We start from the raw sequence: 24,044 nt of genomic DNA on the forward strand, positions 1-24,044 counted from the left end.
CGTGCCGTCCCGGTTGTGGCGCAGCGGGAAGGAGAAGTTCATGCAGGACGAGACGTCCGGCGCGGCCGCGGACGAGTCATCGGACGGTACGCACAGCAGTTGGACCCGCCGTGTCATCGGCTATGTCGCCATCCTCATCCTGGTCAACGTCATGGTCGACACCGTCCTCGCGGCGCCGACCTTCGTGCTGCCCGAGCTGAAGGACGCCTTCCACACCGATCAGCTGGCGTGGATCGACTCCAGCGCGATGCTGGCCGGAGCCATGTGGGCACCGTTGCTCGGCAAGAGCGCCGACATCCACGGCAAGCGTCGGGTGCTGGTGACAGCGCTGCTGGTCGCGGGGATCGGCGGAGTCGTGTGTCTGCTGGCGCCCAACATCGGCGTCTTCGTCCTCGGACGTGCCCTGCAAGGGTCGGCGGTCGCCGCCATGTTCCTCAGCGTCGCGATCATCCGGGACCTCTGCACCTCGCGGTTCGCCATGGTCGTGACCGGTGTCGTCACCTCGGGTTCCGCGGTGTTCGGGATCGTCTCCCCCTTCGTTCTGGAGGGCGCCACCGCGGTGTTCGGCTGGCGATTCGTCTTCGTGGTCTCGGCGGCGTTCGCGGCCGTGGCGGCGTTCTGCGTGCGGCGCGTGATCCCGAACTCGCGGATCCGCACGCCGGGCACGGTCGACCTGCGCGGTGGGCTCGCCCTCGGCGGCGGCCTCGCCGGCGTCCTCGTCTACATCAGTCTCGGGCAGGAACTCGGCTGGGCCGGTGCCGTCCCGCTCGCGATCCTCACGGGCGGCGTGGCGCTGCTGCTGGTCTGGTTCTTCGTCCTCAGCCGGATACCCGAGCCCGTGATCGATCTCCGCGGCATCTCACTGGCCCTGGGGCTCGGACTCCTCGTGGTGGTCACGGGGACGGGCGCGTACCGCAGCATGCTCTCCCTGTTCAGCCTGCTCGTCGACGTGTCTCCCGACGAAGGTCTCGGCTACGGGATCGCCGGGCCGGGGGCGCTGGGCCTGATGTTCGGCATCCCGTCGATCGGGATCATGCTCGGCGGCGTCGTGGCGGGCACGATCGCCACCCGGCTCGGCCCGGCCTGGCCGCTCGGCGCAGGCGTGGCGCTGGGCACGACCGCGTCCTTGGTGATGCTCTCCGCCGGCACCGCGAGTCTGCCGGTCGCCGTGGTCTGCTCGTTCATGCTGAGCCTGACGGCAGGCTCGCTGGTCACCTCCGGGTTCAACCTCGCCTCCGTGCTCGCGCCGCCCGAGAGGCAGGCCTCGGTCTCCGGCATCGTCATGGTCATGGTCGCGATCGGATCCGTGACGATGAGTTTCATCGGGTCGGCGATTCTCGGAGCCACCAACACCGTCGTCGACGGGGAGACCGTGAACTCGTCCACCGGCATCCACGCCTACATCGCTGTGGCCGCCGGCGTGTTCGCCCTCGCCGCCGTCCCGACCGGGTTCCTGATCCACAGGATGCGCGGCCACGGCACCCGGGCAGCCCATAAGCCGCGCGGAGTCGTACGCACATGACCTGCGCACAAGCCGTGGCCGACGGCAGCTGGGCAGGGGCATCACGCTCGTCAGGTACATCCCCTCGGTGAGCGTGGGACCCGTCATCGACGCGCCGTCACGGAAGGGACGACATGACGGGCCCGCGCCCTGGTGTCAGCGAGCGGACGTGTTCCGCTGAGCCCGGTGACTCACCGAGAGCACCCTGTCCATCAAGCGGGTGGGAAGGATGCGGGCGAGGGGGATGATGAATGCGGCGTCCATGCCGAGTGTGTATCTCGTGCGCGGTCGGGCTGTCGTGGCCACTTTGGCGATTTTGGCTCCGGCTTTCGCCACGGGGAGGGCGCGGTTGAGGAAGGCGGCGTTCGAGGCGACTGTGGATTTGACGAGGTTCCCGTAAAGGCGTTGGTGATGGGCGCTCATCTTGTCGGCGAGTTCGAGGGAGATGGCTCCGCTGTGGGCGGCCATCTCGGTCTTGACGCCGCCTGGTTGAACCACCACCACCTGTACGCCGTGCGCGGTGACCTCTCGACGCAGAGAGTCGCTCGCTGCTTCGAGTGCGAACTTCGTTCCCGCGTACGCGCCGAAGATCGGGAGTGCGGCCACCCCGCCCACCGAGCTGATGTTGACGATCCTGCCTCGGCTTTGCCGGAGAAACGGCAGGAGCGCCTGAATGACAGCGATATGCCCGAACAGATTGACTTCGAACTGTTCCCGCCATTGCTCGAGTGGCAGTACCTCGACGGGTGCGTTGACCTCGATACCGGCGTTGTTGACCAGAGCACGCAGTGCTCGCCGCTCGGGGTCGCCGGCGATGCGCTCTACAAGGGCTTCGATGTGCTGGGGGACGGTGATGTCCAAGGTGACCGGTTCGACGCCCGCGGCCCGGATGGCGTCAGCCTCACGGTCGGTGCGTACACCGGCGAGGACGTGGTAACCCATCGAGGCGAGTTCGTGTGCCGCTGCGGCTCCGATGCCCGTTGCGGCGCCGGAGACGATGACGAGTTCATTCCTGTGCGGCTGCGGCATAGCTGTGGGCCCTTTCAGGAGGTGGGCGCACTTCCGGATGCCTCGCCAACCTGGGCTTGTTCGCGGCCTGTTCACCGGCGGCGGCCCTGCTTGCCCTGCTGATGGACCTGGTGGGCTTCGGTCGCGCTGGACGCGGAGGAGGTGGGCCGGCCGGAGCGAGACTGGCCGGAGGCCGTATACGCCTGGGCCGCTGCGGCGAAGCCGACGGAGCCGGGAGCGCTCGTCGTCTGCGGTGCCGGGTGACCGGTGGGAGCGGCACCATAAGAGGGGGCCGACGGGATGCCCGGCGCGCCGTGGGCGGCCCAGGGTCCCGCAGTGGCGAGGGGCCGGCGCGACCCCTCCACAGCCCCGGTGCCCTGAGCGTACGCATCGGGCTGGGAGTGGTACAGCGACGGCAGCGGGGCGGGTGGGAGATCGGGCTGCGGCGTCGCGTACCCTTCGGTGTTCACCGGCGGCTGCCCGTAACCCGCCGAGTCAGGTGAAGCAGCCCCCGAAGCCCGCAGCTGTTCGCTCCGCACCCGCTCAGCAGGCCGCCTGCCACCCCCAACCAACCAATCCGGCTTTTCGCCAGATCTGCGAATGTTCGGGTCAACGTACCTAAGGCCATCCCTTTCCACCATGGGATACCGCAACAAATCGAGCTGCGCCTCCTCGAGAGGAAGGGGCATGGCCGGCCTCTCGTGGCTTGCGAGGTTGTGCAAGCGCGAACCGATCGGTATCGGGTCTTTCACCCCTGGCACTGGGATCTTGAGGCCTCTGGGCGGCAGTTCTTCGGGCCATATCTTGCCCTGTTTGCGCCCAATCATGATGGCTGTGGCGAAGTTGAGATCGGCCTCATCGCGGGCTATGTCGCTGGCCAGCACAGCGCTGTTCGGATCCATGAGCCAGCCGCCTCTCTCCGTGTCATAGTTCATCCCGAACTCCGCACGGCTCAGTTCCACTGCCTCAAGCGGACCCGCGGCAAGTTCGCCTCTGAAGAGCCTGTGAAGGCGGCTCCCGTAGTGCACGGGATCCTCCCGCCCGCTGACCTCGATCATGTGTTTCTTGCTGGGCACGAGCCCCGCAGCCACCAGAGGTTCAAATTCTGGTCGTGTGCCGAAGGTTTTGGCAGCCGCTTCCGCAAATTGCTCATCACTGATGGGTTCTGGCATGAGTTCTCCCTCGTGCGCCGCTGCGACTCTGTGTCTTCTGCAACGCACTCAACCGTTCACCGGTTCAACCGCCGCGATGGGCCCTCCAACTGCGCGCCAACCGCCACGCCCACCTGGGTCGGCTCAAGCGTTCAGCAGGTGTTCGACTGGTTGGCCTTCCACGCGCGGTAGTGCCGCGCGGGGTTGTCGGTGAAGGAGGCGTGGCGGGGGCGCCAGCCGAGCAGTCGGTGGGCCTTCGCACTCGTGACGAGCTCGTCCTGGTCGGCAGCCATCTGCATCATCCCGCCGGCCTCCGCCGTCTCCAGAGTGATCTCGCCGGTGTAGCCGGCCGCGCGCACCGCGACGCGCTGCATGTCCAGGGCGGTCAGGCGCTGGTCGTCGGCGACGACGAACACCTCGCCGTCCACGGCGGTCGGGTTGTCGAGGACGCGGACGTAGGCGTCGGCGAGGTCGTCGACGTGGACCCAGCTCCAGCGCTTGGCGGTGTCGCCGTAGAACACGGGCTTGCCTGCCTCGGCGGCGGCGAACCACTCGCCGGTCATGGATGTGGTGGCGGGCCCTCCGTACATGAAGCCGGGGCGGACCACGGTGTGCGCGAGGCCGCTGGCGGCCAGTTCCTTCTCCAGGGCGAAGCGGAAGCCGAGGGGGCCTTCCGGATTGCCGGGCGTGTGCTCGTCCATCAGCGGCAGGCCGGTGCGGCCGTAGGAGGAGATTCCGGTGGTGAACACCAGGTGCCGGTGGCGCCCGTCCCGCTCCTGAGCGGCGGTGAGTTCGGCGAACAGCCGCCGGTCGCCGCCGAGGGGATCGCTCATGTCCATGAGCAGGTGAACGACCGCGTCCGTGCCGTCCAGGTGGCCGCGCCAGGTCTCGGGCCGGGAGAAGTCGCCCCCGACGGGCGTGACCTCGTTGACCGCGAGGTCACATGCGGCCGGCCCTGCGGTGTCGCGCGCCAGGCCGAGGACGCGGTGGCCGGCGCGGGCCAGAGCGGTGGAGACGCGGCGGCCGGCGTAGCCGGTGGCGCCGATGACGAGGATCTGCATGAGCGGTTCTCCGTGTGCCGTGTCGTGTGTCGTGTGGTGTTTCGCGGTCAGTCGGCAGGGGTGGTGGTGAAGAAGCGGGCGAGCCGGGCGGCGGTCCATTCCGGGTTGTCGGCGGCGAAGGTGTGACCGGCGGCCGGAACGATGTCCGCACGGACATCCGTCGCCGCCTGGCGGGCGCCGTCCAGCAGGACGTCCTGGGGCAGGCCGTGTTCGCCGTTGAGGATCAGCACCGGCATCCCGACGAGGCCCCCGGCACGGGCGGCCCGGCCGTCCTCGACGAGCGTGGCGTAATGCTCGAACCCGCCGCGCATGGCGTCGGTGCGGGTATAGGCGCGCAGGAGGTCGGCGCGCTCGGCGTCGGTGACGCCGCCTCGGGTCATCATCGACCAGAAGCCCGACAGGTACTGCTCCTCCTTGCCCGTGGTGAGCATCGCCGCCAACTCGCTCTGGGCGTGGAACCCGAAGTGCCATGAGCCGCCGTTGGCCGGGTTCATGTGCTCCTCCAGGCCGAAGCCGGGCAGGAACGCCTCGCTGAGCACCAGCCGGGAGATCTCGTCCGGATACGCCTGGGCCCAGGCGTGGGCGGTCATCGCGCCCACGTCCGTACCGACGACGAAGCAGCGTTCGTGGCCGAGGTGGCGCAGCAACTGGTGCAGGTCCTCGGCCTCGTCCCGCTTGGTCCAGTGCCCTGCCGGGACGGCGGAGTCGCCGGAACCGCGCAGGTCCGGTGCGACGACCGTGAAGCCCCGCTCGGCGAGGAGCGGTATCACGGCCCGCCATTCGATCCATGTGAACGGCCAACCGTGCACGAGGACGACCACGGGGCCGGTACCGCCACTCACATAGTGCAGCCGGACGCCGTTCACCTCGGCGTGGAAGTGTCTCCACCCCTCTGACACAGGATCCGTGGGCTCCATACTTCCCCCTCCCATTTGCTTGCTTCAGCAAGTAGTACTCCTGGTTGCTTGCCTCGTCAAATAAACTGGGGACATGGCCTCCGACACCGATCCCCCAGCACTGACCCCCGACGAACTCCTTCTGTGGCGGAGCCTGGGGCGACTGGTCCATGCCCTGCCGCGCGCGTTGGAGGAGGACATGGCCCGAACCGGGGTGACCATGACCGAGTTCGCGGTCCTGCTCCTCTTGAGCGAGGCCCCGGACCGGCGCATGCGTATGTCCGCGCTCGCCGCCGGGGCCGGTCTCACCCCCTCCCGCATCACCCGCGTGGTCGATGGGCTGTCCCACCACGGCATGGTCCGCAAGGAGCGCCACGGCAACGACGGACGTGGCAGCGATGCCGTCCTCACGGACACCGGTCTGCGCACCATGGCCTCGGCCCAAGCCACCCACCTCGCCAGCGCACGCCGACGCGTCCTCGACCACGTCCCCGAGCACTTGGTGCCGGACCTCGCCCAAGCCCTCGCCGGGATCACCGAAGCCCTGTGCCGGCCCTGAACCGCGATCACGCCGGGACGCCGTTCATTCCGGCGAACGCCCCAGGTCGAGGGCCTGTGGCTGTTTGCCCCCTCGCGGATTTGGTCAGGGGCGGCGAGCTGGTTCCGGGGGTGCACGATGACGCAGGTCAGCGGCCGTGGTGCTGGAGCCTTCCGGGTGGTCTTGGGCCTGTGGCGACGTGTCATCGAAGTCTCCGGTGACTTGAATGACCAGGGTGTTGCATGACGGTCCGATAAGCGGCGAGCCGGAGGCGACAGGTGGAGCTGGGCAGCGGGACGCGCACGGGGACAGGCAAACCCCGGCTTCGCAAGAGCTGGTGGTGGACAGCTGCACTGGCCGTGTCGGCTACCTGTGCGACGGCATTGACACCCGCGACAGCGGTGGAGCACGACGCTCCAGCTGAGAGCACGACGCGTGCTCAGGGTGCCCCGGTGGGCCACTCGAACGTGTCGCCACCCCGGATTCGCTGGTACGACGCCTGCCCCAAGGGCTGGAAGATGCCTCAAGGCTGGAAGTGCGGCGCGATGACCACGCCCCTGGACCATGCCCGCCCGGGGAAAGGAACGGTCGAGCTGGCCGTCGCCAAACTGCCTGCCAGGAAGCCCGAACGACGCGTCGGATCGCTGCTGACCAACCCTGGTGGGCCGGGGGGATCCGGCATCGCGGACGCTGCCAACGGCAACTGGCAACGCTATTTCACCGGCAAAATGCGGGAGCGGTTCGACCTGGTCGCCTACGACCCACGCGGGGTCGCTCACAGCCGTCCCGCACTGAACTGCGCCCAACAGGACGACGCCGATGACTACCCTCCCCACCCGCGCACCGCTCGGGAGATGCTGGCCGAGCTACGGAAGAAGGACAAGTCCGGTGCGGGCTGTGCCAAAAAGGCCGGCCGACTGGTGCCCCACATGTCCACGGTCGACAACGTCCGCGACCTGGAGCGGCTCCGCCAGGCTGTGAAAGACCGCAAGTTGAACTTCCTCGGCGTGTCCTACGGAACGACCATCGGTGCCGTCTACGCCAACCTCTACCCCCACCGGGTCCGCTCGATGATTCTGCACGGCATCGTGGACGCCAGGACGCAGATGAACAACACCGCCGCATTCAGCATCACTCAGGCTCAGGGATATGCCCACGCTCTCAGAGCCCGGCTGCACGCCTGTGACAAGACGTCGAAGCAGCGCTGTGCTTTCACCGGCAACGCCGAGGCGAAGTTCAACAGGCTGGCAGCCCACCTCGGCAACACCCACCGCCCTCGCCCCGCCTCCCGGAAACAATGGGACGAGCTCCTCTATTACGCCTCGGCATTCATCGGAAACGAAGACGAGTTGGGGACCAGAGCCGCCGCGCAAAAACTTCAGCACCTCTATGAGTCCACGTTCGGCTCTCGGCGGCCGAACTCCCGCGCCGCTCAGGCCGCTCAGGTGCCGACGAACGAGGAAGATGTCCTCGCCGCCACCAACTGCCTGGACACCCCGCCGCTGCCCAAGCGTCACCGGCACTGGCTCACATGGTTCCGTCAGGCCCGGGCGCAGGCACCGCTCTTCGGCCCGGGGGAAGTAATCGAAAAGAAGTACTGCCGGGACTGGCCGAGCAAGTTCCGTGCCGCCGCCCCCCGCCACACCGGCCCCTGGAACCGCGCCCGGGTCCCGATCCTGCTGATCAACCAGCGCTGGGACCAGTCCACGCCCTTGCGGTGGGCACGCAACATGAGGCAGGCGATGGGCCAGCGCGGCCTGGTCATCATCCACGGCCACTGGCACGGGGTTCCGACCAACTGCAGCCGCGCCAAGAGTGAGGCGTACCTGCTGCACCGCACAGCCCCTACTGGTGAGGAAGTCTGCCCGGACGGCGACAGCAAGCCTTTCGGCTGACCGGCAGCAGGCCCTCCAAATCCTGTGGTCGTCTTTCGCGGGGAATCAGGATGGTGCCGGACGCCTTCTTCCTGCATTTGATGGCGGACCGCGAATTGCTTGCGGGGCGGCTTTGCCCCCAGCGAGGGCCGACATCGGTTCGTGGGTCGGCACATGCCCCCTGCGGCGCGTGAGCCCTCAGTCGCCAGTGACGGGTTCACGCCGGTGTTCACGCATGGCGATGCGGGCCAGCTTCGTCAGCATCATGCCGTTGCGTACCGCGACGAGGTAGTTCACAGGGAGCCCGTGCATCCTCGTCCCGGGGCCCCGAAGGGGATGCCAGTCGAGGACGAAGAGAGTGTGGTCGCCCCAGGGGATCAGGTTCATCGCGATCCGGGCCGCGCCGAAGGGTTCGGCTTTCGCCTCCAGTTCCAGGCGGCGCTGGGGTTCAGAGATACGGACGACGCAGGTGTCATCGAGGGTCATGGCCCCCATGCCGACGCGGACCCGCAGACGGGCTCCCACCGCAGGCCAGTGCGGGTCCGCGGCCAGGACCTGCCGGGTTCCCGTCACCCACTCGCCGTAGCGATACCCGTCGGACAGCAGACTCCAGACCTCGGACGGTGAGCTCAGGATCAGACGCCGGTTCCGGGCCACGCCGACCACACTCCTCCCGATGCGCCGCCGACCCGGTTCCCGTGGGCCGGAGCCCTGCACCGCACACCGCCGCCGCCTCGCTGCTCGGCACACCGTTCTCCACGCTACCCCCGCCACTCTCCGCGGGCACCCGCATCAGCAGGCCCCGGCGCCCCAGCAGATCTGGTCACCATCCGACGCAGACGGGGCTTCCGGCATGTGGCCGGCAACCGCGCTGCCGCGGCGCTGCGGAAGCTGACGGACGGACCGATCGCCGCCTTCAGCGAAAGGCGCACGTACACGCTGCTCGACGGCACATTCCAGCGCGGACCAGGACATCGGCCGGCACCACCGGCACCCTGCCGGGGAAGGGGCGCCGGTCTCGAACCGTAAGCGATCAATCGCGACGTGGGAGCCGCGCTGGTCCATTCCGACGAACACAGCACACAGCGGGTCAGCGAGGCCCGGTCACGCTGCCGCGTACGACGAGGCGAGGAGTGAGAACGGCCTCGCGGGGCTCGACGCGGCCCTCGTCGAGGCGTTCGACGGCGGCAGCCACGGCCTGGCGGGCCTGGTCCTGCGCCGCTTGACTGACCGTGGTCAGGTCGAAGCAGCTCAGCCGGGAGAGGGGGTCATCGTCGTAGCCGGCCACGGACACCTCGTCGGGGACGGCGATGCCGGCGCGGGTGAGGGCGGTCAGGAGGCCGACGGCGCAGCGGTCGTTGAAGGTGACGACGGCGGTGGGCAGGTCACCGGAGTCGATCAGGAGGCGGGCGGCGCGTTCGCCGGCCGCTTCCGTTGTGTCTCCGCGCAGAATCCGGATGCCCGCGTCCAGGCCATGACGGCGCATCGCCGTGCGGTACCCGCGGCGCCGGTCCGCGGCGATCACCCCCGTACCGCCGTCGACGTAGGTGATCGTGCGGTGGCCCAGCGCGATCAGGTGGTCGATGGTCTGGCCGACCCCGTCGCTGTCCGCGGTACGGATCACATCCAGCCGTCCTTCAGCGATCCGGCGGCCGACGACGATTGCGGGCGCCTTGCGGTCCAGTGAGATGAGCGTGGCGGTGGGGACGGTCGGTGCGAGCAGGATCAGTGCTTCACTGCGGAAGGCCAGTGCGGGCCATTTGTGATGCGGAGCACTCTCTGAGTGGTCCGCGTCGGGCATGCGCAATCATGATCCGAATGGACGCTCGTTTCCTCGGCATCGATGATCTGGTCGAAGTCCCGTCCGTGGCGGTCGTGGTCGACGTCATGCGCGCTTTCACCGTGGCCGCCTGGGCCTTTGGCCAGGGGGCGGAAAAGATCGTGCTTGCTGAGTCGCTGGACGAGGCGCTGGCGCTCAAGGCTCGCCACCCGGAATGGGTGGCGCTCAAAGATGGTCCGCCCGCGCCCGGGTTCGACGCCGTCAACTCCCCCGGTCTGCTGCGGTCTGTTGACGTCAACGGACGGACCGTTGTGCAGAAGACCACGGCAGGGACGGTCGGCGCCCTTGCGGTCAAGGAGTCGTCGCTGGTGCTGTGCGCGAGCTTCGTGGTGGCGGAGGCAACGGCTCAGCTCTTGCGGACGCGCGGGAGTGACAGCGTCACGTTCGTGGTCACCGGCGAAGATGGCCAGGCCGATGAAGATCTGGCGTGTGCTCAATACATCGCTCGGAGGGCCACCGAGGCCGGGACGGATGCTGATGAGTTCCTCCGCCGCGCTGCCGAGTCGCGCGCCGCCGTCGAGCTGGCGGAGGGGGTGCGCCAAGGAGTCCATCCTGATGACGTCGCGCTCTGTCTTGAGGTCGATCGGTTCCCCTTTGCCATGGTGGCGACCTTGGAGGGCTCGCTCATGGTCCTGCGTCCACGCGCGATGCCTTCGTAGGCTGACAAGGACCCGGCCCGGGCGGCACACGCGTTCGGGCCGTGCTCCCAACTCGATGTGCGCTCTGGGCAGTTCAGGGAGGAACTGCTGGAATGGCGTACGGGGCTTCGCAACGGCGGTCCCTGGAGAGGGGAGCCCATGCTCACGGGTCAGCTGTCGTGGTCGGCTCGGGTCGTCGTGGTGGTGCTGGCGTTGCTGGCCATGCTGGCCGGACCCGTACCGGACGCCTCGGCCGCACCGGCCCAGGCCCCGGCAGGGGACTGCGCGGCGACGCTGCGCTGCGACATGGCCGAGCTGGAGCGTATGTCCATGGCAGACCGGGTGGAACTGGTCCGCGCTCTGCAGCAGCGGCACGGCCAGGCCTTCGAACCCGGCTTCCGGCGCTGGGCCGCGATCGTGGGAGTGATGTCAGCGGCGCGGGACCGTGGACTCGGCGATCCCGGGACGTGGATGTCAGTGACGAACGCGGGCCTGCTGGAAGCGATGGAGCGAGGGCTCGCGCATGGGCGCGACCCGGATGCGGATGTGTACGGCAACCCCGGTGCCCTGCGCTGGTCCACCTATCTGACGAACCTGGCGGCCGACCGCCTCGTCTCACGTCCCCGGCACGACGAGGAATGGAGCACGGCAGAGCAGGCGTCACTGGATCACGGGGACCGGATCGCGCGTACGGAGTTCGGTCTGGAGCCCACCCCGTCGGAACAGCGCTTCAAGCAGCTGACCGATCTCTATCGCTGGGCCATGCAGAACGAGAAGGAGCTTCCGGCTCAACTGGGCACGCTGGCCCCGGTGCTGTGGTGGTTCACGGATGTCCGCAACGAGGACTCCTACCGGATCAGCGCCGAGATCGCGATGACAGCCTCCTTCGGCCCGCCGGGCATCGAAAGCCTCACCCGGCTGCTCCGTCAGATCCAGCTCGAATGCCCGACATGTACATCACCGCTGCCGGTCTCCGTTCGCCTCGGAACTCGCTGATCAAGCACGCGGGTACGAGTCAGATCTTCACCCGCGCCGAAGGCTCACAGCACGCCGCGCCCAGCCAGGTTCTGCATCAGCGCGCGCAGTCCGAATTCCCACGGTGCGGCCTGTTCGCTGGAGGTGACGGTGTTGACCAGGGCACCGAGCCGGGGGCTGGAGATCCGCACGATGTCGCCGTACTCGTGGGTGAATCCCGCGCCGGGGGCGTGCCGGTCCTCGGTGGGGGCGAAGAGCGTGCCGGTGAACAGCACGAAGCCGTCGGGGTATTGGTGGTGCGGGCCGTGCACGGAGGCGACGAGGTCGAGCACGTCGCGGCTGATTTCCCGCATCGAGCTGCTGCCGTGCAGCACATGGCCGTCCCGGCCCTCGACCCGTAGCTCGATGTCCAGCCCGCGCACATCGTCCAGGCCGAAGCCGTCGTCGAACAGGCGGAGGAACGGGCCGATCGCGCATGAGGCGTTGTTGTCCTTGGCCTGGGACAGCAGCAGCGCGCTGCGGCCCTCGATGTCGCGGAGGTTGACGTCGTTGCCGAGCGTGGCGCCGCGCGGGCGGCCGCGCGAGTCCACGGCGAGTACGGCCTCGGGCTCGGGGTTGTTCCATACCGAGGCCGCGAGCACCCCGATGTCGGCTCCGGTGCCGACCGCTGACAGCACCGGCGCCTTGGTGAACACCTCGGGGTCGGGGCCGATGCCGACCTCCAGGTACTGCGACCACAGCCCTTCGGCGATCAGCAGTTCCTTGGCCTTGCCGGCCTCCGGCGATCCGGGGCGCAGGTTCGCGAGGGCGCCCCCGACCGCGTTCACGACGCGCTCGCGCACCCGGGCGGCCAGGGCCGGGTCGCCGCCGGTGCGCTCCTCGATGACCCGCTCCAGCAGGCTGCGCGCGAAGGTGACGCCCGCGGCCTTTATCACCTGGAGGTCGACAGGGGCGAGCAGGTGCGGGGAATCCCGGCGGCCGTCCGCCGTGGCCTCCAGCAGCTCGCTGAGCCGCCACGAGCGTCCGCCGGGCGCGTCGCGCACGATCGCGGGGACCGTGTCCGGGTCCTCGCGTTCCAGCAGATCGCAGACGGTGGGAGCGAGGGCGGTCAGATCGACGACGTACTCGCCCCGCACCGCGGCCACACATGGGCCGCCCCACTCCGGCTCGTACACGCGGGCGACGAGAGCGGCCTGAGCGGCGTCGTCCGGCAAGACGGAACCGGGAGACAGGGCCGGACGGGGGCGGGCTGCCGGGTCCACGGTGTTCCTCCTGAGCTCGAAGGAGTGTTGCGGGGAGCGGGTCAGTGGGAGTCGCGGGGGACGCCGTGTCCCCGGCAGCCGCGGAGGAAGCCGAAGTCGGCGCCCTGGTCGGCCTGTTCGACGTGCTGGGCATAGAGCCAGGCGTAGCCGCTGGTGTGCTGTGGGGCGGGCGGTTGCCACGCGGCCCGGCGGCGCTCGAGCTCGGCGTCGTCCACGTCCAGGCGCAGGGTGCGGTTCGGGGTGTCGAGGACGATCGGGTCGCCGTCGCGCACCAGGGCGAGGGGCCCGCCGACGGCGGCCTCGGGTGTCACGTGCAGCACCACGGTGCCGTACCCGGTGCCGCTCATCCGGCCGTCGCAGATCCGCACCATGTCGGTGACGCCCGCCTTCAGCAGCTTGGCCGGCAGCGGGACGTTGGAGACTTCGGGCATACCGGGGTAGCCCTTGGGCCCGGCGTTGCGGATGACGAGCACGGTGTTCTCGTCCACGTCGAGGCCCGGGTCGTCGCACACCGCGTGATACGCCTCAGGAGAGTCGAAGACGCGCGCCGGACCGCGGTGGGTGAGCAGGTGCGGTGACGCGGCGGACTGCTTGATCACCGCGCCGTCGGGGCACAGGTTGCCGCGCAGTACGGCGGTGCCGGTGCCGGCCGGCTGGAACGGCGCTTCCAGGCCGGTGATGACCTCGGGGCCGATGCGCTCGGCGTCCGCGACGTTCTCGGCGATGCCGCGGCCGGTGACGGTGATCGACTCGCCGTGCAGCAGTCCACCGCGGAGGAGCTCGGCCAGGACGGCGGGCAGCCCGCCCGCGTAGCAGAAGTCCTCCATCAGGTACTTTCCGCTGGGCATCAGATTGACCAGGGTCGGCACCGCGCGGGCCAGGGCGTCGAAGTCCTCGGGTGCCAGTTCGACGCCGACCCGCCCGGCCAGGGCCGTGAGGTGGATGATGGCGTTGGTGGAGCCGCCGATGGCCGCGTTGGTGCGGATGGCGTTCTCGAACGCCTCCCGGGTCAGGATGTGTGAGGGGCGCAGTTCCTCGTGCACCAGCTGCACGATGCGCTGCCCCGCCGCCTGCGCGGTCTCCATCCGCCGGGAGTCGACGGCGGGCCAGGTCGCGGACCCGGGGAGCTGCATGCCGAGTGCCTCAGCCATGCAGGCCATCGTGGAGGCGGTCCCCATGGTCATGCAGTGGCCGGCTGAGCGGGCCATGCAGCCCTCGGCGAAGAAGCACTCCTCCTGGGTCATCCTGCCGGTCTTCAGGTCCTCTTCGAACTTCCATACGTGAGTGCCCGATCCGACGTCCTCCCCCCGGTACTTGCCGTTGAGCATCGGCCCGCCGGTGACCATGAGGGCTGGCAGGTCGACGCTGGCGGCGCCCATGAGCATGGCGGGCGTGGTCTTGTCGCAGCCGGACAGCAGTACGACGCCGTCGAGCGGGTTGGCCCGGATGAGCTCCTCGACCTCCATGGCCATGAGGTTGCGGTAGAGCATGGCGGTGGGGCGCATCAGTGTCTCGCCGGTGGCCATGGTGGGGAACTCCAGCGGGAAGCCGCCGGCCTGCCATACGCCGCGCTTGACCGCCTCGGCGACGCGGGTCAGATGGACGTTACAGGGGGCGAGTTCGGAGGCGCTGGTCGCGATGCCGATGACCGGGCGCCCGTCGAACACCTCGTGGCCGAAGCCCTGGCTGCGCATCCAGGACCGGTACACCATCCCGCTGCGGCCGCCCGCCCCGAACCAGGCCTGGCTGCGGCGGGCCGGCTGCTTCTCCTCCGTCAAGAGTGCACTCCTCTGGGCTTTGTCGGCCGAGTCGGGTCAGCCGAAGAGGTTCTGGATCTGCTGCCGTACGGTCAGCACGGACAGCACGCCGAAGAGGCCGACCGCCCAGACCAGCGCAGCCGCCCGGTAGCTGCGTACCTTCAGTGGTGCGGGCAGGGCCTTGCGGTTCATGAAGAGCAGCAGGCCGGAGTAGACGAACATCATCAACCCGGCCACGCAGGCGGAGATGACCAGCAGTACCAGCGGCTGGTCGAATCCGAGCGCCAGAATGGTGACGCCGATGGCGACGAGCCCCCACACGAGCCGGAAGTACAGCCGGCTCTCGGAGTGCCGCGAGCCTCGCAGATACGTCGACTTGAGGACGTCGGCGGCGAGTCTGCTGGTGTAGTCGACGATGCCGGTCGCCGCGCAGAACAGGGAGAAGGCGCCGATCAGCCAGAACAGCACACCGAACCAGTTGCCCGCCTGGGACTGCAACACCTCGCCCTCCTCCCGTACGAAGCCCACGTCGTTGGCGAGACCGGGCGTGCCGAAGAGGGTGGAGTGCGCCATCAGCGAGGCGAGCACGATGGTGACGACGGTGGTCAGGCCGAAGGTCACCGCCTGTTCGGTGTTGGCGAAGCGCCACCAGCGCTTCCACCGCACGAGGTTCTCCCCCTCCGGGACGAAGACGTATCCGGTGGCCGGGCCGGAAGCAGCATCCTCTTTGCCGGTCACCGGGCTGACCAGCCGGGGCACGTAGTGGCCCATTCCGAAGCCCTTGTCACGTATCCAGTTGCTCTGGCACAGATTCTGCCCGCCACCGGCCCCGGCGTAGGCAATCGCTCCCATCAGCACGGCGACGCCGAGTTCACTGGGGAACTGGCCGACATGAGTGGCGGCCTGCGGCAGTTCCTTCCAGCTCGCCGCCTTGATGACGAGGATCACCGCCAGCACGAAGAACCCGCCGATCAGAGCGATCTTGACGAACAGCAGCCGCTCCAGCGCGGTGTACACCACGGGGGCGAGGGTGAGGATCGCGCCGATGAGCAGCAGCAGGCCGACGGCGATGAGGGTCGGCTCGCCGCCGAAGACGTAGGACAGCATGGTGGCGGAGCTGGTGGCCCAGCCCGGCCACAGGTTCGCCGCGTACGTCAGTACGGCCAGCACCGCGCCCCAGTGCCGCCAGTAGCGGTTGAAGCCGGTCATGGCCGTCTCCCCGGTGGCGAGCGTGTATCGCTCGATCTCCATGTTGAGGAACCACTGGGTGACGAGGCCGACGACCGCGCCCCACAGGAAGACGAGCCCGGCCTGGGAGGCGATGTACGGCCAGAGGATGAACTCGCCCGATGACAGCCCCACTCCGGCTGCGACGATGCCCGGCCCGATGATCCGCCAGGGCTTGCGGGGCGGCGCCGGCAGCGTCCGTACCTCGGGCAGTGGGAGGTGGCGGCTGTTGAGGGGGAAGGGGGCGTCGGCACCGTGGGGGGTGCCGACGCCGTCGTCCGCGTGCGTCATCGGGACCGCCTCTCTCCGGCTGGTTGAGCTCGCGGGTCTGTACGATGCGGGCAATCATTAAATGATTCGATGATTGGCGTCCAGGGGGTGAACAAAGATCGTGGAGCATTACCGGACCATGCATCAGCGGGTGGTCGACGAGCTCGGCCGACGCATCGTGGGCGGCACGTGGCATCCGGGGCAGCCGCTGCCGGTCGAGGACGTGCTCGCCACCGAGATCGGTGTCAGCCGCGGTGCGTTGCGAGAGGCGGTCAAGGCCCTCGCGGCCAAGGGGATGCTGCGCGTACGCCCGCGTACGGGCACGCGCGTGCTGCCACCGGAGCACTGGAACCATCTGGACCGCGACGTGTTGCGCTGGCAACAGTCCGGTGACTCCGCGGCGTTGCTGCGCGACACCAGTGAACTGCGCCGGATCGTCGAGCCCGAGGCGGCCCGACTGGCGGCCGGCCGGGCCGCGCCCGATGAGATACGGGCCCTCTACGACGCCTTGGCAACCATGGAGGCCGCAGCGGTGCGGCCCGGACGCGACGGCTACGTCGAGGCCGACATCACCTTCCACCGCGCCCTGCTGGACGCGAGCGGCAACCGCCTGCTCGGCTCACTGGGCCGCGCGGTCGACGTCGCACTGGAGCACAGCTTCGCCGTGAGTACGCAGACTCCCGGGGCGGTCGAGGCCTCGTTGCCGGCCCACCGCGCCGTCGTGGAGGCCGTCGAGGGCGGCGATCCCGCGGCGGCATCATCGGCCATGCTGGGGATCATCGCCGCCGCCGAGCAGGAGATCGCCAAGTCCTCGGGGCTGCCGCGACGGTGATTTCCGACAAACCCGCGCAGCGGTCGGGCCCGTCCCTGTGTGTCCCCCGCGGGTCACCGCTCTTCGGCCCCGCGTATGGAGTGGTCACTCGCCTACCGACCGGATGGTATGCCGTGCCGGGTGGGGCGGACGTCGGTATCCTCCGTCCCCTGTCGATGGGAGCGCACGATCGCCTGCAGACGCCGCGCCCACCGCGTGGCAGTGGTTCACCCCGAAGCGCGCAACGCCTCCGCGATCTCGCTGTCTGCCACGGCCATGGCGGCGTCGGCGCGGACGTACCAGATCTCACGCCGAGCCGGGGACAGCGTCACCCAGGGGTGGCGTTCCGCGCTGTGCCCGAGGGTGCTGTACAGCGCCACGGCATACCGCTCGCGACGCTCGTCCTGGTTCATGCGGGGCTCTTCTTCTTTGGGGTTGTGGGGCTTGTGTCGTGCCGCGAGTTTAAGCGGTAGCTCGCGGGCTGAGCGGCTACAGGTTCATGGACAGTGGCAAGCCGCGTCAGGTGAACGCCGCTGCCGGAAGCTCTGCTTCCGTCTCCTCCCAGGGAAGGTAGAGCCCGGGCTCGCCCTCCAGGAACCGCAGGAACGCGACATCGCCCGGCTCGTCACCGTCGTACACGAACCCGAGCGCCGCCTCGGCCGGGGTGCCGTTCACAAGGTGCGGCATGCCAGGCTCGAACGACGTGACCTCGTCACCACGGCGGGCATAGCCGACGCGGCTGAAGCCCTTCGCGTTGCGATGCACGCAGAACGCCCGTCCCCGTTCGGACAGCGCCGCGAGGTATCTGTCGGTCCGGCAGTGGAATTCCTCCAGTGCGTACGCCCAGCCCACCACCGAACCCGCTCGGACGATGGTTTCCGGCGGTGTGGGCAGAAAGCCGGCGCTTGTCAGCCGAGCAACCGCCGCTTCGTCTTCCCAGTCCAGGAAGTCGAGATCACTGATGTGGTCCTCCTCATCCCTCAGCAGCAGCTCGTACGCTGCGGAACGGGTGAGCGGGACAATGTGTCGCTCCTCGGCACCGACGCGGTGCAGCAGCTCGTACGACGAGAGGCCCTCGCTGAGTGTGAGCGTGAAGCTGCTGCCGTAGGCAGCGTCCAACCAGCGCAGCCCGTTCCCCGTAGGTCCACAATTCATCAGGTCGCCCTCCATGCTCTTGGCTAGGGGATGTCCGACCGGTGACTCGCGGCAGGCGCTTTCGAGGGGAAGGCCCGTCGGTAGTCGCCAGGGGCGACTCCGATCTGCTTGAGGAAGTGGTGGCGGAGGTTGTTGGCCGTGCCCAGCCCGCTCAGTTCCGCGATCTTGTCGATCGGCAGGGTTGTCGATTCAAGCAGGCTCTGCGCCCGTCCCAGACGCTGGTTGAGGAGCCACTGCAGCGGAGTCATACCGGTGACCTCCTGGAGCCGCCGGTAGAACGTCCGCGTGCTCATCGCCGCCCGCCGTGCCAGCTCCTCCACCGAAAGCGGTTGGTCCAGGTGGGCCCTGGCCCAGTCCAGTACGGGCCCCAGGCTGCTGTCGTCGGTGGTGGGTACGGACAGATCGATGAACTGCGCCTGCCCACCGGGCCGGTGCGCGGGCACCACCATGCGGCGGGCCAGCTGGTTGGCGACGTGTGCGCCGAGGTCACGGCGTACGAGATGGAGGCAGAGGTCGAGTCCAGCGGTCAGCCCGGCGCTGGTGAGGACATCGCCGTCATCCACGTACAGCACGGAGTCGTCGACGTGCACCTTCGGGTAACGCTCGGCCAGTTGAGCAGTGTGCATCCAATGTGCTGTGACGCGACGTCCGTCGAGCAGCCCCGCCTCGGCGAGTGCGAAGGCACCGGTGCACAGGGAGACCATACGAGCGCCTCCTTCGTAGGCGCGGCGCAGGGCTGTGACCAGCTCTCGCGGCACCGGTCGGCCGTCTTCCACGCAAGAGTCGGGCACCGAGGGGACGATGACCGTATCGGCGCCCGCGAGATCCTCGAGTCCGTAACGGGTCCGCAGCGACAGCCCGATGCCGGCCGGATGTTCACCCTCGTCGGCGTGCTGCGGCTCCCCTGTGCCGCACATCCGCAGGTCGTACCAGGGGTCGCTCAGATCAGGCTGCGGCTTCCCGAAGACGGTGCAGGGGATGCTCAACTCGTAGAGGTCCCATGAGGGGACCCCGATCTCCTCGTCCACGACCACGGCGACAGAACCAGCGCTCATACCGCAAAGGGTATGGCAGGAATTTGGTGGCAGCTGTCATTCCTGTCACTGTTCCCGACTGCCGCGCGCTGCGAGCGTTGTCCTGACGTGATCAACCGCCACGGGCGGACGGTACAAGGAGTTGTCACATGAGTTCTGATCGCACAGCGGTGACTGTCATCGGACTGGGCTCAATGGGCTCGGCGCTGGCCGCCACATTGCTGGAGCGCGGCCACCCGATCACGGTGTGGAACCGCTCGGAGGACAAGGCCAGGTCGCTGGTCGACCGAGGCGCCCGCCTGGCCGCGACGCCCGAGGAGGCCATCGCGGCGAGCCCACTCACCGTTGCCTGCGTACGGGACTACGAGGTGCTGCACACGGTCCTCGACCCCGTCGCCGACTGTCTGGCGGGCAAGGTGCTGGTGAACCTCACCTCCGGCTCCCCGGAGCAGGCGCATGAGGCCGTCGAGTGGGCCCGATCGCACGGCGCCGAGTACCTCGACGGCGCCATCATGACCACCCCGCCGGGCGTCGGCAGCCCCGAAATGATGTTCCTGTACAGCGGTTCGCATGCCGTCTTCGAAGCCCATCGTCCGACCCTGGCAGCCTTGGGCGACCCCCTGTACCTGGGCACCGACCCCGGGCTGGCCTCTCTTTACGATGCCGCTCTGCTCGGACTGATGTGGTCCACCATGACCGGCTGGCTGCACGGCACCGCGCTGGTCGGCGCTGAGAAGACAGAGGCCACGGCCTTCACCCCCATCGCGATCCGCTGGCTGACCGCCGTTGCCGGTTTCCTGACGACGTATGCACCCCAGGTGGACGTCGGCCGCTACCCGGGCGACGACGCCACCGTCGACATACAGATCGCGGCCATCGACCATCTCATCCACGCAGCGGAGCGCCGAGGCATCGACAACGCCCTGCCGGAGCTCTTGAAGTCCGCCATGGAGCGGGCCAGTGCGGCGGGCCACGGCTCCGACAGCTACGCGAGTGTGATCGAGGTCCTGAAGAACCCAGTGGACCTAGCGGCACCGGCGGACCTGACGGACGCGGCGGACCACAAGTGACCACAGCAGCCACAACCCTTACTCATCCCGAGACGATCCCGGTGCCTTCCTCTACCGCTTCCTCTACCGCCACGCCCTGGACAGAACTGCTGCCGGCTGCCACCGACGAGTGCCTCGCCGCCCTCCTCGAAGTATCCGACCAGGACTGGTCACGTCCCGCTCACAACCTGGACTGGACCTGCCGCCAAACCCTCGATCATCTCGCCCTCGGCCTGATCGGCTACACCGGCCTGCTCATCGCCCGGCCCGACGACCGCTACATAACCCTCTTCGCCTCACTCGACCCCCAAGCCCCTGTCCCAGTCTGCCTGGAGGGCCTCCGGATCGCCGCCACCCTGCTGACCTCCACCGTCCATGACACGGCTGCGGACGTACGGGCCTGGCACCCTTGGGGTCACTCCGACGCCACCGGCTTCGCCGCCATGGGAATCACCGAACTGCTAGTCCACACCTACGACATCACCCACGCCCTCGGAGGTTCCTGGGCCCCGCCTCCTGGCCTCAGCGAGGCCGTCCTCGCCCGCCTCTTCCCTGATGCTCCATCCGGGCACGTACCGTCCGACACCCTGCTGTGGTGCACGGGCCGCACCACACTTCCCGGGCTGCCCAGGCGGGTGGACTGGCAGTGGGACGGCACCGTACGCGAGGAAGTATCCGCCGGGTCATGAGCGGAGCCGGAGCCGCCTGCTTGCCTTCGCCCGGTGCGGTTTCGGCAACCCTTCGCAGGGGTCGCAGGACGACCTGGCGCAGCTCGGTTACGCGGCCGAACAACGCGGCGATACCGAGGGCGCCGAGGCCCTGCACCGGGAAGGGCTGGCCGCCGCCCGCCGCACCGGTGACCCCCGTGCGCTGGCGCTGGCGCTGGAGGGCCTGGCGGGCGCACACGCGGCAGCGACCACCCCGAACGTGCCGCGTCCCTGCTGGGGCGGGCGGCCGCCCTGCGCGACTCCGTCGGCACCCCTCTCCCGGCGGCCGGACGCGTCGATGTCGACCGGGCGTCGGCTCGCGCCCGCGCCGCCCTTGGCGAGACGGGCTTCGCCTCCGCGTTCGCCCAGGGGCGGGCACAACCCGAAGTGAGCGCCCTCCTCGCCTCCGCCGAGCAGGCCAGTCCGACGATGCTCAGCGTGCTCAGCGCAGCGGGTCGAAGTGGCGTATGAGCGGCGGTACTTCGCCGTTGCCCGTCATGGCGTCGGCGAGGAGCCTGCCGGTGAGCGGCCCGAGCACCATGCCCCACATCCCGTGTCCTCCGGCGATCTGCACACGGGGCGAGCGGCTGGGGCCGATCAGCGGCAGCCCGTCCGCGGTGCAGGGGCGCGAGCCGACCCACTCCTCGTGGCGGTCGTTCCAATCGATACCGGAGAACATTGGCCGCGCGGATTCGATGATGGTGCGAATACGCCGTGGATCCAACGGCGCGTCCGGCGAGCGGAACTCCATGCTGCCGGTGACCCGGAAGCGGTCGCCCAGCGGATTGCAGGCGATGCGCTGGCCCGACAGGTAGATCGGATGCGTGGGCATCACCCGCGGTCGCACCGTGAAGCTGTATCCACGTCCCGCCTGCACCCGCATCTTTACGCCGAAGGGCCGTGCCAGGTCGTTCAGCCAGGCGCCACCGGCGAGTACGACGGCGTCAGCACGCACCGTGTCAGCAGTCCGCGAGGAGGCGGAGGGGACCAGCTCGACACCGGATTCCCCCAGGTCGTGGACCCGGTCCACGGAGAAATTCTCGACGATTTCGCCACCCCGGTTGCGTACGTCTTCCGCGAGAGTACGCACGAATTCAGGCGGGTTGATGAAGCGCTGCCCGTACACCCGTAGTCCGGTGCGGACTTCGGCGCTGAGTACGGGTTCGAGTTCCCGCAGCTCCCCACCGGTGACGGTCTCGAAGCGGGCCTCGTCGCCGCCGCTTGCGCTGATGTGCGCGAATTCCTTCAGTACGTGCTCCCGGTCCTGACGGTTCCGGCAGGCGATGATGAGCGGGTCGGCGCTCTTCACGGGAGCGCTCACGCCGCCCTCGGCGAGATGCTCGTACGCCGCGAGACAGCTGCGGTTGAGTTCGTTGAACACCGCCATCGCGCGCTGCCACTGCCGTGCCGTGCAATTGCGCGCGAACGAGAGGAGAAACGACCAGAGTTGCCGGTCGACCGTCGGCGGAATCGACACCGGCGAGGAGCGGTCGAGGAACGATCTGAAGCCGTAACGCAACACGGAAGGCTCCGGAAGCGGCACGGTGAATGCGGGGTTCAGCATGCCCGCGTTCCCCCAGGAACAACCCGCGGCAACTCCCTTACGGTCCAGTACGGTCACGCGCACGCCGCGTTCCTGGAGAAACCACGCTGTGCAAAGTCCGGCCATACCGGCGCCGACGACGGCGACATGCTCAGGGGCGGTACGAGCTGTTTTCACGGTCACCTCGGAATGCTCGGGAGGGGGAATGCGAGGGCCGTGGTGGCCCGTACTCCAGCCGACTCCCCGGAATCCGCGGCGCCGGTCCGGGGCTGTACTCGACGACGAACATCGAAGCTCCGCCGTATCGTCATCGCGGATTCACACTTCGATGATGTCCGCAGGGCCGTGGGTGAGTACTCGGGTGCCGCGCTCCTCCACGACGAAGGTCTGGCTCAGTCCGACCCCCGACGTGCCGAAGGAACGGAATGAGCCGGGAATGTGGAACACCATGCCGCTCACCAGAGGTTCGTGATTGTCGGGAGTGAGATAGAACGGGGCGCCGTCCATCCAGTGCGGTTTGTGGGCCAGGCCGACGGGATATCCGAAGAGCTGGTGAAACATGACGTCGTCCGGGAGCGGGCCGAGCGCCTTCCCCGCCTGGACGGCGACCTGCGAGGCTGTGACGCCGTCCGCTGCGGTCTCCAGCACGGCGGCGACGGCGGTACGCGCGAGCTCGGCCAGCCGCTGGTCCGCGGCGCTCAGCGCTCCGTCCCGAACCACGGTGCGCATCACCGGCGCGTGGTAGCGCGTCCGGGTGCCGGCGAACTCCATGAAGGTGGGGCCGCTGCCCAACTCCCTTCCCACCCAGCTGGAGTGCGGGATGCCGCCGCGCTGCCCGGTGGCGACGACCGGCCCCCAGGCGGAGGGTGAGTCGGCCTCGCCGTACAGTGCCGCGGCGATCGCGGCGGCTACGGAGGAGTCGGTGGCGCCGGGCGCGCGGGTGGCGGCCACTCCCGCTTCCACCCCTTGCTGTGTCACTGCGGCTGCCTCCTCCACCCGGCGCAGCTCGGCTGGTGAGAGCACCAGCCGGGCCCGTTCGACGAGGTAGTCGGGGTGCACGACCGTCAGACCGAGATCGCGCAGGATGTCCAGCGCGCGCGGGGGCGTGGAGGCATGCCCGATCTCGACCCCGACCCGAGCGCCCTTGGGGAGCACCGAAGCCGCGTGCTGGAGGAAGAGTTCGAGTCCGCGCAGTGCGTCCGCGTAACCGCAGTAGTGGAGATTCCCGGCCACCGAGCTGGCCAGCGCCCGTCCGACTTCCAGGTCGGGAAGGTAGAGATGGGTGTCGGAGGCGGTGACCAGCAGCGGTTGGGGAGCTGTCTCCGCTGTGTGATAGCCGCACAGGTACTCCACGCTGGAGGGGCGGAAGACCAGCATCGCGTCCAGCGGCAGCCGCTCCATGCGACCGCGTAGCTCGCTCAGCCGCGCTCCGTACTCGGCCTCGTCGAACGCGGGGCCCTCGGCGGCCCGTATCGACGCCGCGGCCTCCTCGGTGAGCCAGCCCGGCGACGGAGCGTTGCCGAGCCGAGTGATGTCCGGGCCGTGTCCGCCGTGCTCTGTGGTGCCCATGTGACCCTCTTCCTGTTTGAAGAATTTCCGGGGGACCGTTCGGTGGGCTCGGTGCTCGGGCTGCGCCGGGCGTGCCGCAACGAGCGGTGCCGCCGCGTTCGGCCGTTTCCCGGCTGTGCCTCGGTGTTGACGTATACGAGGACCGGCGTGATCGCTGAGACAGGTGGATGAACGAGGT

The 24,044-nt window shown here is 68.9% G+C and carries 22 protein-coding genes; 8 read left to right on the forward strand and 14 right to left on the reverse strand.

The genetic code is table 11. The features are described from left to right. Window positions 1-40: 40 nt before the first annotated feature. Window positions 41-1,522 carry an MFS transporter gene (locus tag ACQEU8_RS04150; RefSeq protein WP_433096897.1) on the forward strand — a complete coding sequence of 494 codons (1,482 nt, stop codon included), beginning with the start codon at window positions 41-43 and terminating at the stop codon, window positions 1,520-1,522. A gap of 135 nt (window positions 1,523-1,657) precedes the next feature. Here ACQEU8_RS04150 and ACQEU8_RS04155 read toward each other — a convergent pair whose 3' ends face one another. The 4 genes from ACQEU8_RS04155 to ACQEU8_RS04170 all read right to left on the reverse strand — a co-directional run bounded on the left by ACQEU8_RS04155 (window position 1,658) and on the right by ACQEU8_RS04170 (window position 5,620). After that, the gene (locus tag ACQEU8_RS04155) at window positions 1,658-2,530 is read right to left on the reverse strand and encodes an SDR family NAD(P)-dependent oxidoreductase (RefSeq protein ID WP_433096899.1); all 873 of its coding nucleotides are present in this window, start codon (window positions 2,528-2,530) and stop codon (window positions 1,658-1,660) included. A gap of 71 nt (window positions 2,531-2,601) precedes the next feature. Then, the gene (locus ACQEU8_RS04160; RefSeq protein ID WP_433096901.1) at window positions 2,602-3,681 is read right to left on the reverse strand and encodes a hypothetical protein; all 1,080 of its coding nucleotides are present in this window, start codon (window positions 3,679-3,681) and stop codon (window positions 2,602-2,604) included. Between the two features lie 131 nt (window positions 3,682-3,812). Continuing rightward, the gene (locus tag ACQEU8_RS04165; protein ID WP_433096903.1) at window positions 3,813-4,721 is read right to left on the reverse strand and encodes an NAD-dependent epimerase/dehydratase family protein; all 909 of its coding nucleotides are present in this window, start codon (window positions 4,719-4,721) and stop codon (window positions 3,813-3,815) included. A 47-nt stretch (window positions 4,722-4,768) separates the two neighbouring features. Further along, a complete protein-coding gene (locus tag ACQEU8_RS04170; protein WP_433096905.1) occupies window positions 4,769-5,620 on the reverse strand; it encodes an alpha/beta fold hydrolase in 852 nt (283 codons plus the stop codon). A 91-nt stretch (window positions 5,621-5,711) separates the two neighbouring features. On the opposite strand from ACQEU8_RS04170, the gene ACQEU8_RS04175 reads away from it, so the two are divergent. Together ACQEU8_RS04175 and ACQEU8_RS04180 are read left to right on the forward strand one after the other, a co-directional pair. Beyond that, complete coding sequence (locus ACQEU8_RS04175; protein ID WP_433096907.1) at window positions 5,712-6,176, forward strand: MarR family winged helix-turn-helix transcriptional regulator; 465 nt, start codon at window positions 5,712-5,714, stop codon at window positions 6,174-6,176. Window positions 6,177-6,433: 257 nt separating this feature from the next. Then, on the forward strand, window positions 6,434-8,050 hold the full coding sequence (locus ACQEU8_RS04180) for an alpha/beta fold hydrolase (RefSeq protein WP_433096909.1): 1,617 nt from the start codon (window positions 6,434-6,436) through the stop codon (window positions 8,048-8,050). A gap of 177 nt (window positions 8,051-8,227) precedes the next feature. On the opposite strand, the gene ACQEU8_RS04185 is transcribed toward ACQEU8_RS04180, so the two are convergent. Next, a complete protein-coding gene (locus ACQEU8_RS04185; RefSeq protein ID WP_433096911.1) occupies window positions 8,228-8,686 on the reverse strand; it encodes an SRPBCC family protein in 459 nt (152 codons plus the stop codon). A 433-nt stretch (window positions 8,687-9,119) separates the two neighbouring features. Then, window positions 9,120-9,830 carry a LacI family DNA-binding transcriptional regulator gene (locus ACQEU8_RS04190; protein ID WP_433096913.1) on the reverse strand — a complete coding sequence of 237 codons (711 nt, stop codon included), beginning with the start codon at window positions 9,828-9,830 and terminating at the stop codon, window positions 9,120-9,122. 17 nt (window positions 9,831-9,847) lie between these two features. On the opposite strand from ACQEU8_RS04190, the gene ACQEU8_RS04195 reads away from it, so the two are divergent. Both ACQEU8_RS04195 and ACQEU8_RS04200 read left to right on the forward strand, forming a co-directional pair. After that, the gene (locus ACQEU8_RS04195; RefSeq protein ID WP_433096915.1) at window positions 9,848-10,528 is read left to right on the forward strand and encodes a 2-phosphosulfolactate phosphatase; all 681 of its coding nucleotides are present in this window, start codon (window positions 9,848-9,850) and stop codon (window positions 10,526-10,528) included. A 138-nt stretch (window positions 10,529-10,666) separates the two neighbouring features. Further along, on the forward strand, window positions 10,667-11,503 hold the full coding sequence (locus ACQEU8_RS04200; RefSeq protein ID WP_433096917.1) for a hypothetical protein: 837 nt from the start codon (window positions 10,667-10,669) through the stop codon (window positions 11,501-11,503). Window positions 11,504-11,547: 44 nt separating this feature from the next. Here ACQEU8_RS04200 and ACQEU8_RS04205 read toward each other — a convergent pair whose 3' ends face one another. The 3 genes from ACQEU8_RS04205 to ACQEU8_RS04215 are packed head-to-tail and all read right to left on the reverse strand — an operon-like array spanning window position 11,548 to window position 16,019. Next, a complete protein-coding gene (locus ACQEU8_RS04205) occupies window positions 11,548-12,744 on the reverse strand; it encodes a fumarylacetoacetate hydrolase family protein (RefSeq protein WP_433096919.1) in 1,197 nt (398 codons plus the stop codon). Window positions 12,745-12,785: 41 nt separating this feature from the next. After that, the gene (locus ACQEU8_RS04210) at window positions 12,786-14,522 is read right to left on the reverse strand and encodes an IlvD/Edd family dehydratase (protein ID WP_433096921.1); all 1,737 of its coding nucleotides are present in this window, start codon (window positions 14,520-14,522) and stop codon (window positions 12,786-12,788) included. A 36-nt stretch (window positions 14,523-14,558) separates the two neighbouring features. Then, window positions 14,559-16,019, reverse strand: a complete 1,461-nt coding sequence (locus ACQEU8_RS04215) for an Nramp family divalent metal transporter (RefSeq protein WP_433096923.1) — start codon at window positions 16,017-16,019, stop codon at window positions 14,559-14,561. Between the two features lie 118 nt (window positions 16,020-16,137). On the opposite strand from ACQEU8_RS04215, the gene ACQEU8_RS04220 reads away from it, so the two are divergent. Then, window positions 16,138-16,830 carry a FadR/GntR family transcriptional regulator gene (locus ACQEU8_RS04220; RefSeq protein WP_433096925.1) on the forward strand — a complete coding sequence of 231 codons (693 nt, stop codon included), beginning with the start codon at window positions 16,138-16,140 and terminating at the stop codon, window positions 16,828-16,830. 206 nt (window positions 16,831-17,036) lie between these two features. Here ACQEU8_RS04220 and ACQEU8_RS04225 read toward each other — a convergent pair whose 3' ends face one another. The 3 genes from ACQEU8_RS04225 to ACQEU8_RS04235 form a co-directional block, all read right to left on the reverse strand. Next, window positions 17,037-17,222, reverse strand: a complete 186-nt coding sequence (locus ACQEU8_RS04225) for a hypothetical protein (RefSeq protein ID WP_433096927.1) — start codon at window positions 17,220-17,222, stop codon at window positions 17,037-17,039. Between the two features lie 106 nt (window positions 17,223-17,328). Next, window positions 17,329-17,964 carry a DUF6461 domain-containing protein gene (locus ACQEU8_RS04230; RefSeq protein ID WP_433096929.1) on the reverse strand — a complete coding sequence of 212 codons (636 nt, stop codon included), beginning with the start codon at window positions 17,962-17,964 and terminating at the stop codon, window positions 17,329-17,331. A 23-nt stretch (window positions 17,965-17,987) separates the two neighbouring features. Continuing rightward, on the reverse strand, window positions 17,988-18,998 hold the full coding sequence (locus tag ACQEU8_RS04235; protein ID WP_433102129.1) for a GlxA family transcriptional regulator: 1,011 nt from the start codon (window positions 18,996-18,998) through the stop codon (window positions 17,988-17,990). A 149-nt stretch (window positions 18,999-19,147) separates the two neighbouring features. Between ACQEU8_RS04235 and ACQEU8_RS04240 the strand changes: the two genes are divergently transcribed. Both ACQEU8_RS04240 and ACQEU8_RS04245 read left to right on the forward strand, forming a co-directional pair. Further along, the gene (locus ACQEU8_RS04240; protein ID WP_433096931.1) at window positions 19,148-20,068 is read left to right on the forward strand and encodes an NAD(P)-dependent oxidoreductase; all 921 of its coding nucleotides are present in this window, start codon (window positions 19,148-19,150) and stop codon (window positions 20,066-20,068) included. Between the two features lie 35 nt (window positions 20,069-20,103). Continuing rightward, window positions 20,104-20,736, forward strand: coding sequence for a maleylpyruvate isomerase N-terminal domain-containing protein (locus ACQEU8_RS04245; RefSeq protein WP_433102131.1), 633 nt, complete (start codon window positions 20,104-20,106; stop codon window positions 20,734-20,736). Window positions 20,737-21,196: 460 nt separating this feature from the next. Here ACQEU8_RS04245 and ACQEU8_RS04250 read toward each other — a convergent pair whose 3' ends face one another. Both ACQEU8_RS04250 and ACQEU8_RS04255 read right to left on the reverse strand, forming a co-directional pair. Then, window positions 21,197-22,480: an NAD(P)/FAD-dependent oxidoreductase gene (locus tag ACQEU8_RS04250; RefSeq protein ID WP_433096933.1), complete on the reverse strand. Its 1,284-nt coding sequence runs from the start codon at window positions 22,478-22,480 to the stop codon at window positions 21,197-21,199. A 135-nt stretch (window positions 22,481-22,615) separates the two neighbouring features. After that, complete coding sequence (locus ACQEU8_RS04255) at window positions 22,616-23,866, reverse strand: M24 family metallopeptidase (RefSeq protein WP_433096935.1); 1,251 nt, start codon at window positions 23,864-23,866, stop codon at window positions 22,616-22,618. Between the last annotated feature and the right edge of the window lie 178 nt (window positions 23,867-24,044).

This window comes from Streptomyces sp. CA-250714 (genome assembly GCF_050936705.1).
Taxonomy (GTDB): Bacteria; Actinomycetota; Actinomycetes; order Streptomycetales; family Streptomycetaceae; genus Streptomyces.

Bases quoted from the DNA above. Each gene is read 5' to 3' on its own strand.
- ACQEU8_RS04150 (WP_433096897.1), top strand. From the start codon at position 41: ATGCAGGACGAGACGTCCGGCGCGGCCGCGGACGAGTCATCGGACGGT.
- ACQEU8_RS04155 (WP_433096899.1), bottom strand. From the start codon at position 2,530: ATGCCGCAGCCGCACAGGAATGAACTCGTCATCGTCTCCGGCGCCGCA.
- ACQEU8_RS04160 (WP_433096901.1), bottom strand. From the start codon at position 3,681: ATGCCAGAACCCATCAGTGATGAGCAATTTGCGGAAGCGGCTGCCAAA.
- ACQEU8_RS04165 (WP_433096903.1), bottom strand. From the start codon at position 4,721: ATGCAGATCCTCGTCATCGGCGCCACCGGCTACGCCGGCCGCCGCGTC.
- ACQEU8_RS04175 (WP_433096907.1), top strand. From the start codon at position 5,712: ATGGCCTCCGACACCGATCCCCCAGCACTGACCCCCGACGAACTCCTT.
- ACQEU8_RS04190 (WP_433096913.1), bottom strand. From the start codon at position 9,830: ATGCCCGACGCGGACCACTCAGAGAGTGCTCCGCATCACAAATGGCCC.
- ACQEU8_RS04195 (WP_433096915.1), top strand. From the start codon at position 9,848: ATGGACGCTCGTTTCCTCGGCATCGATGATCTGGTCGAAGTCCCGTCC.
- ACQEU8_RS04200 (WP_433096917.1), top strand. From the start codon at position 10,667: ATGCTCACGGGTCAGCTGTCGTGGTCGGCTCGGGTCGTCGTGGTGGTG.
- ACQEU8_RS04215 (WP_433096923.1), bottom strand. From the start codon at position 16,019: ATGACGCACGCGGACGACGGCGTCGGCACCCCCCACGGTGCCGACGCC.
- ACQEU8_RS04220 (WP_433096925.1), top strand. From the start codon at position 16,138: ATGCATCAGCGGGTGGTCGACGAGCTCGGCCGACGCATCGTGGGCGGC.
- ACQEU8_RS04225 (WP_433096927.1), bottom strand. From the start codon at position 17,222: ATGAACCAGGACGAGCGTCGCGAGCGGTATGCCGTGGCGCTGTACAGC.
- ACQEU8_RS04230 (WP_433096929.1), bottom strand. From the start codon at position 17,964: ATGAATTGTGGACCTACGGGGAACGGGCTGCGCTGGTTGGACGCTGCC.
- ACQEU8_RS04240 (WP_433096931.1), top strand. From the start codon at position 19,148: ATGAGTTCTGATCGCACAGCGGTGACTGTCATCGGACTGGGCTCAATG.
- ACQEU8_RS04255 (WP_433096935.1), bottom strand. From the start codon at position 23,866: ATGGGCACCACAGAGCACGGCGGACACGGCCCGGACATCACTCGGCTC.